The 16,996-nt window shown below is 43.5% G+C and carries 12 protein-coding genes; 1 reads left to right on the plus strand and 11 read right to left on the minus strand.

The window, feature by feature from the left end; translation table 11 throughout:
* Positions 1-128: 128 nt before the first annotated feature.
* From ABID29_RS11360 to ABID29_RS11400, 9 genes are all read right to left on the minus strand, one after another.
* Complete coding sequence (locus ABID29_RS11360; protein ID WP_354366237.1) at positions 129-1,814, minus strand: hypothetical protein; 1,686 nt, start codon at positions 1,812-1,814, stop codon at positions 129-131.
* Between the two features lie 72 nt (positions 1,815-1,886).
* Positions 1,887-2,081 carry a DUF3977 family protein gene (locus ABID29_RS11365; RefSeq protein ID WP_354366238.1) on the minus strand — a complete coding sequence of 65 codons (195 nt, stop codon included), beginning with the start codon at positions 2,079-2,081 and terminating at the stop codon, positions 1,887-1,889.
* Positions 2,082-2,507: 426 nt separating this feature from the next.
* Positions 2,508-2,783 (minus strand): DUF3977 family protein, encoded by a 276-nt coding sequence (locus tag ABID29_RS11370; protein WP_435533165.1) that lies wholly within the window; start codon positions 2,781-2,783, stop codon positions 2,508-2,510.
* A 491-nt stretch (positions 2,784-3,274) separates the two neighbouring features.
* Positions 3,275-3,973 (minus strand): 3-oxoacyl-ACP reductase, encoded by a 699-nt coding sequence (locus tag ABID29_RS11375; protein ID WP_354366239.1) that lies wholly within the window; start codon positions 3,971-3,973, stop codon positions 3,275-3,277.
* Positions 3,966-4,202 (minus strand): DUF2829 domain-containing protein, encoded by a 237-nt coding sequence (locus tag ABID29_RS11380; RefSeq protein ID WP_105156501.1) that lies wholly within the window; start codon positions 4,200-4,202, stop codon positions 3,966-3,968. Before ABID29_RS11380 ends, ABID29_RS11375 begins: the two co-directional genes overlap by 8 nt.
* Complete coding sequence (locus ABID29_RS11385; RefSeq protein WP_354366240.1) at positions 4,192-4,359, minus strand: hypothetical protein; 168 nt, start codon at positions 4,357-4,359, stop codon at positions 4,192-4,194. The genes ABID29_RS11380 and ABID29_RS11385 overlap by 11 nt, the downstream gene beginning before the upstream one ends.
* An 83-nt stretch (positions 4,360-4,442) precedes the next feature.
* A complete protein-coding gene (locus ABID29_RS11390) occupies positions 4,443-5,258 on the minus strand; it encodes a DUF1129 domain-containing protein (RefSeq protein WP_354366241.1) in 816 nt (271 codons plus the stop codon).
* Positions 5,245-5,580, minus strand: a complete 336-nt coding sequence (locus ABID29_RS11395; RefSeq protein WP_354366242.1) for a PadR family transcriptional regulator — start codon at positions 5,578-5,580, stop codon at positions 5,245-5,247. Before ABID29_RS11395 ends, ABID29_RS11390 begins: the two co-directional genes overlap by 14 nt.
* A gap of 143 nt (positions 5,581-5,723) precedes the next feature.
* The gene (locus ABID29_RS11400; RefSeq protein ID WP_354366243.1) at positions 5,724-12,416 is read right to left on the minus strand and encodes a ZmpA/ZmpB/ZmpC family metallo-endopeptidase; all 6,693 of its coding nucleotides are present in this window, start codon (positions 12,414-12,416) and stop codon (positions 5,724-5,726) included.
* A gap of 500 nt (positions 12,417-12,916) precedes the next feature.
* Between ABID29_RS11400 and ABID29_RS11405 the strand changes: the two genes are divergently transcribed.
* Positions 12,917-14,095, plus strand: a complete 1,179-nt coding sequence (locus ABID29_RS11405; RefSeq protein WP_354366244.1) for a DUF2974 domain-containing protein — start codon at positions 12,917-12,919, stop codon at positions 14,093-14,095.
* Positions 14,096-14,288: 193 nt separating this feature from the next.
* Here ABID29_RS11405 and ABID29_RS11410 read toward each other — a convergent pair whose 3' ends face one another.
* Together ABID29_RS11410 and ABID29_RS11415 are read right to left on the minus strand one after the other, a co-directional pair.
* Positions 14,289-16,199, minus strand: coding sequence for a hypothetical protein (locus tag ABID29_RS11410; RefSeq protein WP_354366245.1), 1,911 nt, complete (start codon positions 16,197-16,199; stop codon positions 14,289-14,291).
* A gap of 239 nt (positions 16,200-16,438) precedes the next feature.
* Positions 16,439-16,996 (minus strand): hypothetical protein (locus ABID29_RS11415; protein WP_354366246.1); only part of this gene is annotated, 558 nt, incomplete at its 5' end.

Genomic DNA, 16,996 nt, shown 5'->3' on the forward strand with positions numbered 1-16,996 from the left:
AAAAACCACACAGTGATTCTTTCATCTTGATTGTTTTCAAGACAGAAATCACGGTGTGGTTTGATTTTGAGGCTAGTTTTTGCCCGGCCTCTTTTTGCATAAACAAAGACAGTTGTTTGAGAAAGGAACTACTCTGTGGTTTCCTTTTTTTCTACCACAATTTCAAAGTTCTTCAAGTATTGGTCTTTTCCAAGTTGACCAGTAAAACTGTCGCCTACCTTTAAGAATGGAAGTTGGTCTGTGGTCTCTTCTGTTGCCTTAACCTTATAAATCTCTCCGGCTGACGAAATGTAGTAGACAGTTGAACCTGAAATCATCTGGCTGGCAAGAGCTTCTACAGTACCTGAAATCATTTGCAATTCATTGGTTGCCTTACCAGAAGCTGTGCCAGAGGCACCAGATAAGGCCGAGGTGTCCCTATCGGTAAATTGCGAAATCAACTTTTCGATGTCATTATTAACCGTGACTTGCTGGTAATCTTCCGCATCCACTAGAGCATAGGATTTGACAAGTCCGGCATCGTCCTTGAGGGATACGAGGTAATAAGCCTTGTCATCTAATTTGACCAAGGTTGGCGCTGTAGCCTCGTAATCCTTTTCTTGCACTTCTCCTTCTGCAGATTCCTGAGCAGCTGTTTCAGTAGCTGACGCCAATTTATAATTGGTGACTTGGCGAGTCCGCATATTTACCAAAATAAAACCTAGATTAGATGAATCTGCAGTCGCTGAGGTAATCCCTGTGTAAAGGTAGATATCTGAGCCAATAGAAATATAGTTGTAACTGTCGGTTGTCTGTTTGACACCGGTCTGACTAAAGACCGTGTTCCAGAAGCCGTCTTGATAGGTATAGTAATCATCAACCCGCGTCAGCACATTATTAGCGGAGAAAACACGATCCACCCATTCGGGAGTATTTTCCAAGTCATATTCCTTGGTGTCGCCTGTAACTGCATCTAATAGGATAACCCCTACTGGATCTTTGGACGACAACATAAATTTTGGCTGATAAATAGTTGCTACGTAGTAAGGGTTCCCCTCATCATCCACTTCAAAAGAGGGATCGCCGAAAAGAGTGAAGGGATATTTAAAACGCAGATAACGCATGGTATCACGAAAAGCATATTCTGAATCCGAATACTTCATAGCCTTGCCTAATTTAACGAGTTCTGCTTTTCCTGTAGTCTGATTCACCTTCACATAGTAGCTAATCCCTTCTGTCCGATTGGAGAGCCATTTCCAAAAGTTTTTATACTCCAAGGGAGATACACGATAAGGCTGTTTTCCAATGGCAATCTGACGATAATCATCTGAAATTCCAAACTGCGACACCTTATCAATTGTTCCTAAATAGGTATCTCCTATTTTTTTAGCGGAAGCGCGATCCAGCAAAGCCAAGGTCGAAATGTCTGTTTCTGGAAAATCCTCTGTAAAATCAGCTTCCTTGACCGTAATCACGTTGGCATAGCTCTTGGCACGAAAAATCCGTGAATTGAAGAAATTCAGTCCAATTAACAGGAGAACTAACACCAAGGCACTACTTCCAATCCAAGTCAATGGCTTGTTATAAACGGTTGATGTCGGTGTCACTTCCTTACGTCCTCGTAAGCCCTTAGCTCTCTGATTGGACGATGCTGTGCCCATCGACTCAACCATGGCCAAAATAAGGAGAGCCACAAATGCTAATCCCAGTCCTTCCAACACAAACATCCAAAAACCAGGACTTAACGGATTTAGAGGTGGCAAAAAGAGCCAATAACTCACACCCATCATGATGATCCAAAAAAAGATTAGAAAGTTTTTGAGTATCTTTTTCATCCTATCTACCTCTACTTTTCGTTTTCTCTATTATACCACAAAGGGCAAGAAGGGTAGGATAAGGTCAACTGCCTACAGGGAACAACCTAGCCAACACGGATACATACAAGCAACAATTACTATAATATTTAAAATACCTGCAAATAAAACTAGAGGTGCTATAGGTCTGACCCAGCCCTTCACCTCATGCTCTGTGCCATCATCAGCCTCAAACTCTGTCCGCATGAACCAACGGTTGCCAAATCCAATTTCAAGATATTTGGTCATTTCACCCCAAACTGTCACCAATTCGTACAATCTCGCCCTTCATGGACTGGGGTTTCCCAGGGGCGAAAAAGAGAGTCAGCACTAAAGGTTAAAAACCAGTTAAAAAACAATGATGCTTAGGAGAAGCCTCGCTCGGCGAGGCCATTCTTTATTGGTATTTCAAAACATACCGACTCGAAATAGCGACTAATACTAGCAAGAAAGGAAGCTCAGCCACAATAAGCCCACTATCCTAGTAGGCATTCCCTCTGACATGGAAATTATAGATGAAACTCAATAGCACCAACGCAACATAAACTGTTGCTAGGCTATATACGCTTTTTATCAGGCATCGATGTCTCCTTTCTTCTACTAGCAATTCATCAAAAACAAAATAAAAATACCTCATCAAAAAGGCTGATAAGGTTACTCTAGGGGGAGCTAATTTTACTTGGAGCGAATTCCTAAGACGCACTTTAGAGCTTTACGCGATTTTTCACCGCATTTTATCCCATCTTTACTATCCCAAATAAAGACACGGGAACCGATCCAAAGACGCAGGTAAACAGACTGAGGGGCTATAGGTCTGACCCAACCCTTCACCTCATGCTCTGTGCCAACGTCAGCCTCAAACTCTGTCCGCATGAACCAACGGTTGCCAAATCCAATTTCAAGATATTTGGTCATTTCACCCCCAACTACCACCGAAGCATATCCCTTCATCTCCTGAGTCCTTCTAACACTACTATTCCAAGCCATGAAGAGAAAAAACTCACAAAAATGTCTATACAGCCATTCGAAACAGCGCAGCTCTAAAACCCTTTAATAGCAACAAAACTGATAATTTTCGTTTTGGAGCCATTCAAAACAGCACAGCTCTAAAACACCTCCAAACTGTTTCAAATTTCAAAGACGGTTTTGGAGCCATTCAAAACAGCACAGCTCTAAAACAAATATAGCCATCATTGCGATAAATACTGTGTTTTGGAGCCATTCGGAACAGCGCAGCTCTAAAACGGCAAACAGCAGATAGCATTGAGCTGTTAGGTTTTGGAGCCATTCGAAACAGCGCAGCTCTAAAACCTCGTAGACAATCTTTTTCCTTCAAGATTTCGTCATCGCACTGCTCGTCTCAGCTAGACTTCAGTTTCGTCTGGCTCCTTTATAAACACTATTATACCATATTTTCTGTGATTAAAAAGCAATCCTTAGCATTATTTCAACCCCCAGCCGCCGTCAATACGTACAATCTCTCCCTGCATGGATTGGGCCTTGCCAGAGGCGAGAAAGAGGGTCAGCTCTGCGATTTCCAGAGGTTGGGTATAACGACCGATTGGGGTCTGATCAGCGACCCAGCTAGCCAGACCTCCCGGTTCAAAATCTGCCTGCGTCATGGCTGTCTGTACCGCTCCTGGGGCAATCCCAAAGACCTGAACCCCATCCCGAGCGTAGTCTAGAGCCAGCTGTTTGGTAAAGCCTGCGAGGGCGTGCTTGCTAGCTGTGTAGGCAGAACCACCACCTCCTGCTAGAAAGCTCGCAATGGAACACATGGTGATGATAATCCCTGACTGCCTCGCCACCATCTGAGGCAGATAGAGACTGACCAGCCGTGTCACACTGAAAACATTGGTCGCAAAAATCCGCGCCATGTCCGCCTCCGTCGTCTCCAGATGAGGCTTGTAATCGTCCAAGACCCCTGCTGTCAGGCACAGGACATCTGGACAGGGACAAAAATCCACAAGTCCTGCCACCTCACCTGTCAGATCCAGCTGCAAAAAATGAAAGTCTCCCTGCAAGTCAGGAGCAAGAGCACAGTCCACCCCATAAACTGTCCAGCCATTTTCTAAAAATAGCTGAGCTTGAGCCAGACCGATGCCTGAGGAGACGCCTGTTACGAGGACTGTTTTAGTCATGGACTTCCACCCAATCTGTCGCCAGCACATCACACGGCGTCGGGCTCCACATGGAGAACCCCTCTCCCTCACCCGTCACATTGATGAGAAAGTAGGGCGTCGCTTCCAGCTTTTGTCCGTTGACCTCGATGGTGTCAAAGAGCTGGACATAATTTTCAGCCCCACCCCAGCCTGTGCGGACATATTTCTTTTTGGCCTTTAGCCCCGGTAAAATCTCTTCAAATGTCATGATTGTCCTCCTTGTCTTTTTCTGTTGTCACAGATGTTATCATATAATATAAACCACTTAGTAAGAAAGGCACACCCAAATACCATGGTTTGACGACTATCCCTAGAATAAAGGCAAACATCAAAAATACCAAGCCAACTATCACATTATTCTTCATACGCTTATCCCCTTTTTTCATTATAGCACAAACCTTACTCTGCTTAGCAAGGTAAGGCTTAATCTCTCAAGTAGGAGCTCATTCTAATCGAGTCCGCGTTCTTGTCGTTGTTTTCTTATCATTGTAAATAAGGACAGACCAATCGTAACCAAAACCAGTAAACTTTTGAACCAATAGCTGCTCAACATACCAACATCTACTCCCCTGCTCTGCCATTGTTCCAAGAAGCCGCTAAACCAGAGCGCAAGGGCTGGCAAGAGAAGGATGCGATACCTTGGCATCGGCCAGACTTTGTAGGCGAGGATAGCAATAATGCCCAGTAAAACAACACTGTCCAATGGACTCGGAATGGTTATGAGCAGACCTGAAGCAGGTAAGTGCTCGGTCAAACGAGGGAGAAGCATCCCAAACACCATACCGTACCAAGCTGTTTTCCTATAAGGATTGAACGGCGTTTTATAGAACTTTTTCTTCAGTTGGCGATAAACAAAGGCTAGACCGGCCACCATAAGCCCAGCAGTTACGAGTTCCTTTACCATGTCCACTGTCAGTTGCCCTGTTTTGAAAAACGGCAGGAAAAGATTGACAGCCATAAAGACAACCGTAAATTCCAAGAGACGTCTCAAAGGGTTTTTAGGACTATTAGCTAATAGCTCATCCGCCATATCTTTGGGCTGGGTACCAAAAAAATCTTCAGCAGTAAGCCCATCTTTTTCCGCCTCCTGCAAATCCCTCGCCATGGTATAAATCTGTTCATAGAGCTTTTCCTCATCATGGGTCAAAGCTGTGGAAGTCATGTACTGTTCCAGCTGGTCAAAATAAGCCCTGTTTTCAGGTCGCAATGCCTTGAGAATTTGATTGATCTGTTGCTGATAGTGATAGATATTAGGTGTTTTCATCATATTTTCCTCCGTTAACTTGACTAACTTTTTCCACTAATTCCGTCCACTGCTGCCAAAAATCATTCAGGTAAACCCGACCGTCCTCCGTCAGCTGAAAATATTTACGGTCAGGTCCATCTGGCGAAGCTCTCATCACACCTGCTATCAAGCCTCTTTTTTCTAACTTTTGCAGCAAGGGATAGATCGTTCCGCCGATAATGCTCGAAAACCCATACTGTTTTAGACGTTGAATGAGCTCATAGCCGTAAATCTCTTCCTGAGCAATGACCTCAAGCACACACCCTTCAAGCACTCCCTTAAGTAACTGTGTTTCTGCCATCTTTACTCCTTTCTCATCTAGTATGTTTTACCTATTAGTTATCTAATGCTAGTATAGCATGTATCAACTAGTTTGTAAAGCATAATAGTGATTAAAAATAAAAGATTTGAAGAATGTCTTCTCCAAACCTTTCAACTATTCGCCTAGTTGTTGTAAATTGATGTTCTAAAGTCATCGGTCTGACGTAGGTAGGCGTTAAAGATTTTCGCCTTCAATTCCTTGACGCGAGAAGCACGCGCATAACTGTTATTATTCTGTGCTGATTTAACAGCTTCGTCTGTCCCCAGGAAGCGTTGAAGATCTTCATTCACTGCCTCTTGCATTAGGGTCTTCAGCTGCTCACTAGAAGTAATATCAACCGTTCCACCCTTGTAGTTGATGCTAACTGGTTTCAGATTTGCCAGCTGCTCTGCTCGGCGTTGGAACATTGCTTTTTTAAAGGCCTTCCAATCTTGGTATTCTCCCTTAAAGACTTGTTCAAGCACTAAGCTGTCAGTTACCCGACCAACGGTATGAGGGCTCGGCCATGTTTCCGTACCAAGAGAACCACGTTCCTTGGCTAATGACGAATACTGGTCAGAAATATAAGGAAGGAGGCCATCTTGATAGCCTTTTTCAGCTAACAATTCAAAAGCCATGCGGCGGAACATGATATCACCAGGTGCGCCGTTTGGATTATCCAAAGCTGAATAGATTGGCGAGAACATCGGAATATCATAGTAACCATTTCGGTTATAGTCCCGTTGATTATCAGCATTTAAACTAAACTGGCGGTGACTAATCACATCATGATCTACTAAATCTTCTACTGTAGTCAGGTTCATCTTAGCCCATTCCTCATCGGTAAACTTCCTGATCCTATTGCCTGCATGGGTGTCAATGTTTAAGACAGTATCTTTCACATAATAGTTCTCTATCTTATTAAAGAAACGACGTTGCTCCTCCTTCGAAAGCGCCAATATCGCATCTGCCTCTAACTTATCCAAGGTATAGAGTACATCAAACATCCCTTTAAAATAGGTCTGAAGGTCTGCACTTGTCTGGAATCGTTCAGGAGTTAGAGCTTGGTAACGGTTTTCTGCGGTCTCTGAGCTTGTTCCCCTATAGTCAAAGATGCTATTAATCCCAAAATTCTCAGTATTGGCATGATAAGGTGCCTGTAGGAGGCCTTGGGCAAACAGTTCCGCGCGTTGACCGAAGCGACGCCCATAACCTCCAAAATAAATGAGACCATCTGAATTATGCACCATCTCATGCGTATAAATAGAAGCATCATCTAGCATCTTAGAATACATAAACTGCGTGTAGGACCCTACTGCCATAGCGCCTGCTCCTTTATTGGCATAGTGAGAACCTTGCGAACCTTCCAGTGGTCCAAAGAAATCCTGAATAGCTGCATTGGTCAAATCACCTGTCATATTGAGCCACTTGTCCTTATTGAGACCTTCACGGTTAATCTGGTAACCGTCCCAATTTGGAACCGCCTTAATATTACGCTCCTTAACCGTATCTAAGGACATCCTGTACCAGAAGTCAAAATGATCGCGGAAGCGAATATTGGCCTGATCAACTTTGGCTTTAATTTTAGCAACCTCTTCTGCATATTGACTCGGATTTGTCTCTTTGAGGGTCATATCCACGTAGCGGTCATACATTCCAAAGTTAATCGTAGACATATTGGAAATATAGAAGATACCTTCACGAGCGGATAAAAGTGGCAAGATATAGTGGCGCGCCTGAGTATCGTTGAGCAACTTATGGTAGGCACGCACATCAACATCTGGCCGAACTAAGGATTGCCCTTCAACAATATAGGCTTTGGAGGCTGACTTGAACCAGGTATTTTCATCCATCTCTGTAAAGAGCTGACGATAGAAGCTGAGGTAATCAAATAGACTTTCCTGCCCAGTGTGAGCTTCTGTGCTTGTCTTGTAGGTTGCTAAATGATTGATCATACGCAATTGATCATAATCTTTACCGATACTGATCAACCAATCCAAGGTACTTGTTGCTTTGCCAAAGATATCTTGATGGTATAAAATGAGTTCCTTGGCATTAACCTGACCAAAGTCAATATTAAACCAACGGTTAACATAGGCTAAGCCCATCAATAAAGCTTCTTTGTTCGTCACTATGTAATCAGCCAAATCCGTACGATCTGTCGCAATAACATTTGACGTTGATAAGACAGCATTCAAAACACTCGGAAGGTTCTCCTTAATCGCCTCGAAGGATTCTTTAAGGTAAAGTTTATCCATCATTTCCGTAGCATTTCCAGTCCGCCCAAGTGCTGTCAAAAGCTCTGAAGAATGGTATTCAACAGACTTCAAGGTTGGTAAGATTTGACTCACAAGATGAGGATAGTGAGTTAGGATCTGCTCTGGTGTATAAAGCATATCCAGTCCATCTAGCTGGTACTCAGCAATTCCAGTATCCTTAAAATTCTCCAGATACGTCACCGCATATTCAGCCTTGCTGCCATCTGCAAAGTAAACCATAATTTTGTTGATGGCAGATTTTTCATTCGCATAATCTGAAACGAATTTTTGGTCCGCCATCGGAATTACCGATACCACTGTTTTAGTCGCTAGAGCATGATCCTCAGGTAAGCGATTGGCTTCCTTGACGATAAATTCCTTGTTGTAGAACGGTAAAAGCTTTTCGGTATTAGTATACTTCAGCTGATTGTTGGCCTGATAGCCTGCTACCTTACTGTAGTCTACATCATACTGGTTCAGGTCTTTTCGATCTGTATCGGCTGTCGACACAGTAATCCCCATGGCGTCAATCTGAGTCTGAGCTTCTGCTCTTGTCTTTGTCGGAACACCTTCAGATTGCGTCGAGCTGGTTCCAGCGATTTGAACAACGGTTTCATCAAGGGCTAGTGGAGAGCCAGATTTAGCCAAGAGTTCCTTACCATTGGTCACTTGAACACTACTTACCGCATTTCGGATTCGAGTGTTGGCGGTTGTCGATCCGACCAAGCCTGCCACATTGGCTGTGGCTGATCCTACATTTTGAATCTTACCTTGAGCAACAACATTGCGAATATTTCCTTCTGCCAAAGCAGGAGTCACCTCAGCAGCACCTGAGATGGCACCAATATGGAAACTTCCAGGATTTTGCGCTGCATTGACAGTGATATTCGCATCTACTTTGGCCTTATCAATCGTACTTTCTCCACGGAGGTAACCCACTAAACCACCTGAAATATTGACTTGCCAATTAGTTGTTGTCGTGATATTGCCTTCAAAAGAAATATTTTCAAAAGCAGTGTTCCAAGCTAGGTAAACCAGTCCGCCTACCAATCGTTCCCCAGTGATATTGCCTTGAACAGCAACGTTGGTCACACGCCCCTTGCCCGGTCTCGCATCAGCCTGCTTGGCTAAGGCTCCTATTTCCATGACATTCGGCTGGTTAATGGCAACATTTTTCAAATCCAGATCACTAACCGTGAAAGCGCCATTTAGCTTGTTAAACAGCGGAGCCTTTAAACCAGAGATACTATGATTAGCCCCTAACAACTTCCCAGAGAAAACTTCTGGGATATAGCTGGTCGCTCCAGCAGGAAGGACAAAATCGCTAGCCTCTAAATCTTCTGCAAGCTCAAAAGTTCCTGCTGGATTCGCTCGCATAGCCGTCACTAAGTCTTCAAAAGTGGTGTATTTCCCATTAGCAGACGGTACAAATTTTGGCACATAGAAATGGTAATCCTCTTGATTATCCGTTCCTTCGCCGCTGTACTCAATCAATTGTGGGGCAGTTGCTGTTAATTTATAAACCGTGTTTCCATCCACATTTGCCTCTTCGGAAGACTTGACCGACAGGTAAATATCCCGCTGCTGGCTGTCCATCACCTTGGCATAGTATTTCGCATGATCTGTCGGCTTAGTTGTCAATCGGTCTAATTTTCGGTAAGAGCCGTCAGCTTGCTTCTCATAGAGTTCAACGCGATCAACATGCTTGATCTCAACCTTTTTATAGTCCAATTCAAATGGAACATCCTCTAAGACCTGTGTCTGATTCCCATTTCCAACATTATAGGTCATCGTCGTTTTAAGCGTATAAGGAATATGCCAATCTAAGCCGGCCATATCAAAGTCATCAAAGGTGGTCAAGTTCTGTGTTTTTACTAACTTATCACCATCATAGATATCCACCACAGCACCGATATAGGCTTGACTCAGATCCGTTAAATCATAATTGAGCGTGATTTTCTTCTCATCGTCATGTTCTATCAACTGACTGAGCACTAGAGTCGGCTTGGTCTTCTCCTCTTGGATGACATCTACACGAACTGGTACTTCGTCCATTGACGCATCCGTATAGGTCACAAGAACTGTCCCTGGTATATTCTGTGCTATTTGAGCAGTACTTGGTTTCTCCCCTTCTTTCCAGCTATAACTAGCAACATTTGACAGCCCCGGTGAAAGACTAGCTTGGGGATCTAACTCTGCATTAACTGGAACAGTCTGCTTGATCGCAACAGGAGTCTGCTGATCCGCTTCCGTCAGATTTTTTGACCCACGTTCGATAATGTGATTCTCAGCTTCTTTGGTTATTTCAGAACTTTCTCTAATAGCTTCTCCAACGATCTCACCTTTAACAGTCTTATACGTTTTGGTGATGGTTCGGAGACCTTCTTGGCCTTCTTGAATCACTCGTTCTGGTGTTGAATTAAGCCTAGTCGGATCATATTGAACGGTTTCCTTGAAAGGAATCGGTTCTGTGGTTTGGCGAGTGATCGTTCCTTCAATCGGCTTGGTACCGACAGTGATAATCTTATCTACTGCTGGCAGAGTGACTTCCTCGCTGGAACTCAGGAGCTCTTCTGTTTCTTGACCCTTAATCGTTTTGAAAACTTCTGTGATGGTCTTCTCACCAGCTTGCCCTCCGGTCTCAGTGCGATAATCGGTGTACTGATCCGAATCTTCGACCGTCTCGGTATCAAAGGCAATCGCTTCAACCCGTGTCTTGGTCACTTGGCCCTCAATCGGCTTGGTACCAACCTTGACAACTGTAGGAATTGGCTCCTTAGTGACCACTTCTAAGACAGTCGGATTAGGCTGGCGAACCCCATCAAGGGTTTCGTAGGTCGTGGTGACTTCTTTCTCTCCATCAGCCCCCTGTGAGGTATCTCTCTCGCCGCTCCAAAGGGTTGCATCGTCTTCTGTCACCTCTGGCGATGGAATGACAATTCTTTCGACGTCAACATCCTGCCCAGCAACGGGGACGACTGCTTTTTTAGTCCCTCTTGCTACGATCCGTGGCACAGCTTCTCTGATTGTTATTTGAGAAATAAGCTCTCCATCCCTTACAGTCTTCTCAACCAAACCAGGAACCCCTGCTTGGAGTTCTCTTACCTGACCTTCTGGCAAGGTCTCATCCTCTTGATAAAGGGTCTCAAACGGAAGTTCTTCCTGGACCGTCTGAATCTCAGCTTCTACTGGTTTGGTGCCTCGTTTGACAATCCTAGCTACCGGCGCTTGAGCAAGCTGGCTAGAAACCAATTGACCATCCAGATAAACCACTTCTCGAAGACCTGGAACCCCTTCTTGGACAAGCACTTCCTCGCCTAAAGCTAAGGTCTCATCCGCAAGGACTTCTAGTTCATAAGGCACTTCCTCTGTCGTCCGAGTCTCAACCGGCTCAGCTGGCAGTTCTGGCGCCTCTGGATCAGCAGGCTCTGTCTGGACCAGACTGCCCTTCTTGATAAGACGGTTGACTGGCGCTTGTAGCAAACGACTGCCGACCAGCTGTCCATCCATATAGGTATTCTCACGCAGACCTGGAGCCCCCTCTTGAAGAATGACTTCCTCACCCAGTGGCAAGGTCTCATCCATAAGCATTTCTGTTTCAAAGGCAACCGCTTCTGTGACGACTGATGTGACTGGTTTCGGCGATTCAGGAAGTGGAGACTCCTCTACTGGTTCACTCTTAGTCCCACGCGCAACAATCTGGGCCACAGGCTCAACTAAGATTTCCTGAGAAAGCAGAGTATCCCCTCGGTACTGAAGCCGTTGTTGACCCAATTGGCCAGCCCGAAGAACCACTTCCTGCCCAAGTTCAAGCGTCGGATCTTCTTGGTAAATCGTCTCAAAAGCCAATTCTTGGACAACTTCTGTAATAGCGGGCATAGTCTCTTCCGCAACCGAAACAAGTGACTCGTTAGTCGTTATGACCTCAACTGGTGCATCAATCGGATTGACAGCCTGTTGATCCTCGACTTTTTCTCGGTCATCTTTTGCACTGTCTTGAGGCAGAGAGTTTGATTCCTGCTCTTCTTCCGGTAACAAGTAACCGATAAACTCATGATTTGGAATATCAAGCACTGTCTCTGGAAGCTCATCCCCCAGACGCAGAGAATAAGTTTGGTCATAGGTAGACAGACGACTCTCTATAGGCAAAGCAGACACCGAAACAGCCCCTCCCAGACTCAAGAGAGTCATGCTGACCACAATACGCTTTTTCTTCCCCTTCAAGGCAACAAGCCCTAAGACCAGTAAACCAGCTCCCAAAGTTCCCAAAGCAAAATCTGTTTCTTGGCCCGTCTGTGGCAGCTGTGTTATAGGACGGTAAACCATGTAGTAAGTCTCATAATCACCCAAGTCATGCTCAGGCAATTGTGAAACAATCCTCTCCTTTTCCTCAGCAGTCAATTCCGCTTCCAAGACATAACGGTAATTGACCGGCTGACTCACTGCAATTTGAGCACTCTCTTGTGCAGCGACTACTGGTGCCATAACACCTAAACCAGCTAATCCTACAACAGTTGACGCCACAGCTACTTTTAATTTCCTAATAGCAAAGCGCAGTTGCTTCTGTCTCCAATTCATCTTTACATACTCCTAAATAATGATACCTGTGCCATTTTACCATAAAGGCATTATCCCTCAAAGTTTTTTGAATCACAAACTTTTTCCTTTTCACAAAAGACTAAATCTGGTAAACTTTCCAACGAAGACGACAGATTCAAAGGATAACAAGGCTGATATTGAGCTAGAAAATACGATGGTTTCACCCTTCTCAAGTCCAATATTTTTTTGGTTTTTAAAGGTCTCCTCACTTTCTATCCATGCCAAATCCATGAAGAAACTTGGGTTTTCAGAGAGCAAGATTTTAGAAAAATGTATGGCACAATGCCAATGATGAGGCAAATTTCCGACCAAGATCCAGTTATTTGGGTGATCTTTTCAAAAAAATGTCTGCAACTCGAAAATGCTTGCATGCAGGTACTTCATGCTTACATCATGACTTTTTGTCATTCTTTTATTGTCTTTTTCCCTCCAATAGGATATGATAGAATAAATTATTCTTCTTTATAGAAAAGAGCCCTATGCCTAACCTTTTAGATTATCTTGAAACTAGCCAGCACGATAGTTTTTACGATCAACCGATTAATCGCTTGGATATCCTCGCCTTGACCGAATTGTCCTACTTGCCGTTTGATCATTTAGTCGCCTATCCCTTTAATCTAGAGCAGGCCTGTCGTCTAGATGAACTAGCTCGTGCCTTCAAAGAACAGTTCTCAGAAGGCTATCCTCCACTTTCAATGGTCACCAAGGAACGCCTCACTCTCTTAGAAAAAATGAGTTCCAGTAAACGCTTCAAGCATATCAAGGCCTTTGGCTATGTTAACGACTATAATTTCGAACTCCAAAAACAATTTGCTGCCATCTGCTACCAGTTCCTCCCCCAGAAGTTTCTAACGGTTTTCCGAGGAACTGACGATACTCTGATTGGCTGGAAAGAGGACTTTTACATGTCTTTTATGCCTGAGATTCCTGCCCAACGTTCCGCTAGCCGATACCTCCAAAAATTGATAAAAACCCTTCCAGGGGAATATACGATTGCCGGTCACTCTAAGGGCGGAAATCTAGCTGTCTATGCTTCTAGTAAGCAAGAACACTTTCTTCAAGAACAGATAACTGCTGTGTATAGTTTTGACGCTCCAGGTCTCCATGAAAGCACGCTAGTATCTCCCGGATTTAACGCTATTCAAGATAAACTTTGCACCATTATTCCTCAAGGCTCTATTGTAGGACTCATGCTCGAACCTCCAAAAGAGGCTCAGATTGTCAAGAGTAACGCTATCGGCTTTCAGCAACATATTTGCTTCAGTTGGGAAATTATTGGTAATGATTTCAAAATGGTTGATCAAGTCACCGATGATAGCCTTCAGCTAGATCAAGCGCTTAAACATTGGACCTCCAGCTTAACTTCTGAAGAGCTCAGACAATTTTTCGACCTCTTTTTCGACGCCTTTATCGAAGCAGGAATCTACCGTTTTAGTGATATTACAGTAAACACCTTAGATAAATTGCAAAAAATAAATAGCCTTCACAAAAAGCGTACCCCTACCGAACGCCAACTGATGGACCGAATCGTCCGCTTACTCATCGAGACCCGGTTCCAGATTTGGAAAGATAACCAATTACAATCAACTGTCCAACGCAAAGAAGAGTTCTTACATTTTCTAGAAAACCTCAGCTTAAAAAATCCCAAATCTGACTAATCAGACTTGGGATTTTTAGATTTTATTAGGCATTAAAGCTTTCTGTCAACTGAGGAACGACTTGCTTCTTACGTGAGACTGCGCCCCATTAAGAAAGTGTCAAATTCGGGATACCATGGATTTTCGCCACTAAACTCAGAAACAAGGACCTCTCGACATAAATGCACTCTCTTAATATCAGCTGTTCACTCTATCATTTACCAAAACCCCTTCTCACGATTTTTAAATGACTTATCAAACCAATACTACCTAATCCTAGCAAAATAAGATCAAGTGATAGTGATGAATTCGTTTTTGGTAGGGTATTGTTGTTCTGTCCAGATCCGGACACTGTCTTTGGTCCGCTTCCAATAGCAGACTGACGTTTTTCCTCTATTGATTCATTGCCTTTTTCCACTGGCAAAGAATACTCTTTATCCTCTTGTAAACGCTCACTAATTTTCACAGATGGGGGCAACAGCTCTCCTTTCTCTACTTTCTTATTCTTAAAGAGGACTTCTTGCTGTTTATCTATTCTCTTCATTTCATCTGTTTCACCCTTTTGGATAACTTTTTTAATTCGTTTTCCACTACCTTTTTTCACAAGAATATTTTCCCACAAGATTTGCTGACCCTGTTGATCAAATCCTGTAAACGTCAATAGACTTCTAGGTTGAAAAACTACATCCCCAAAATCGAGCTCAAACTTACCGTCTCCCGCTGAATGAGTCTCAGCTAAAAGCTTCCCATCTTGATGGACTCTAATCTGAATATATGGTGCAGTCTTTCCGGTTAGATATCCCGTCTCACTCGTAATAGTAGGCAAAACCAAAGAATGATCTTCTGGTGCCAAATCATCATCCATCCCTTTAACAGTTACTGTTTCCGTTGCTAAAACCTTGTAATTTTTAGGATTAATCACTTCAAACTTAAGCTCTTCCCCCTGCTCAAGTGCCATTCCCAAATCCCTAAAATCAAGTCCCCAATAACCCAGTTCATCAGTCATAAATGTCGGAAACTTTTTGTCTAACATCGAAGATGTTACTCTAATAAAATGATAGGGATAATAACTCTGTCCAACTATGTAATCCTTTCTATCATGAATAGGTGGCACTACCAAGGAGCGGGAAGATTCCTCAGTGTTGTTAAATATAATACGATTCAATATTTTGGGAACATTAGAAGAGTCGATCTGCTTATCTATACCATCCACTGTCTGCTCAACTAACATTTGATAATCATTATGAAATCCGATGAATACACGATAAAATCTAGCCTTACTGGTTAAACCTGGGACTGGTTTCGAGTATTTTCCTTCCTCATCAACCAGAGCTTCCGTAACCATTTCTCCGGTCTCAGCGTTGTATAACTGTACACGTCCTAGTGGCTCAGCTATACCTGAAAATTCTGTATGTTTGGAAACAAGTGGAGTATAGCTAAATGACGGCTGAGGGTTAGATTTTAGACCTTCTCCTAGCTTATAAACAGGTACTTCTTTCATTACTGGCAAACCATCATGAGATATAAAAGACAGTTTCACATCATGAATAGACTGAAAATATCCTTCTGCTAAATGGTCTAGCAATTCTACTTCAAAATAACCATCTTGAATCTTAGCTGGCTTTGATACAATCGTCCCGCCAATCATTGCATAAACAGTCCCCTCAACTGAGGTATGACCTTCTATCTTCTTAGATCCTTCAAAAAGAGGTTCAACAAAAACCTGATGATGATTCTCTATCTTCTTAAGAGGAGCTTCAGGAATAACATAAGCTGCGGGATGCCTTGGAGTCGTAAGCACTACTTGTGCTTCTCCCCCTTCAACCTCATCCTCCTCCTCTGCGGTAAATATTTTCGGATGACTGGAGGTAATCTCTATTTTTTGGTTATAGGTAATAGGACGTTCTAACTTAAGCGAAAACTTCCCATTGTTGTCTGCGAAGAATAGGTCCTCAACTGATGTCTGCGATATTTCATCAACTCTAATATCTACGACAGCATTTGGAATCGTTTCTCCTGATATCTTTTGAGTCCCTGGTGCAATTGGGTCTACTGTGAGATGGTTTTCTAATACTTCGGGAACCTTCGCTTGTTTATTTGCTTTTATGACTTCCATCTCTGGCACGTCGTTCTCCCCTTGCTCCAGAATAGAAGGAAGGGGTGACTGGGACGAAATCGTCTCCATAGCGACTTGAAGAACTGCTTCCTCCTCTGTAGTCATCATGTTAGCAAATGCAGATGCCGTTCTCGTCGTTAAGAGCGCTAAGCCTACTGTTAAAAACAGAGTAGACTTTAGGCCAATACTACCGAGCCTATTTTTCTTTACTAACCGTAGCTGTCGTGATAGCACTCGTTTATGCCTCCTTACTTTTCAGATTTTTTCTCTAACTTTGTATTGTAATAACTAATAGATATTATTGTAATAGTAGCTAAAAACAAGAATAAAGCAACTGGATACACTCGCATTAGTTCTCTTGGATAACTCTTCTTATCCTTGCTTCCTTGTAATGTTTGAGATACCAATTCGGACGATGAATTTTCTTTATTCTTATCCCGTTCTTTCACACCACCTGTCGATTTTTCTGACGTAGATTGACTTCCATATTCATTACTCCTAGGTTGGTGTGTGGTCATCAGACTTTGTTGATTCTGATTTGCACTACCTATAGACAGAGTACGATCACCACTTAAACCGAGCAAACCGGGTGTGGTATCACCTAGTAATGGAGTACCTTCGCCACTCAGACCAGAAAGGCCTTCGGTTGTGCCGCCCAACAATGGGATACGTTCACCACTCAGACCTGGTAGACCTTCAGTCGTGCCGCCTAAGGGACTACGCTCGCCGCTCAGACCTGGTAGACCTTCAGTCGTGCCACCTAATAAAGGATTACGCTCGCCACTCAGACCAGAAAGGCCTTCGGT

It is taken from the genome of Streptococcus rupicaprae, from assembly GCF_040545225.1.
Classification (GTDB): domain Bacteria; phylum Bacillota; class Bacilli; order Lactobacillales; family Streptococcaceae; genus Streptococcus; species Streptococcus rupicaprae.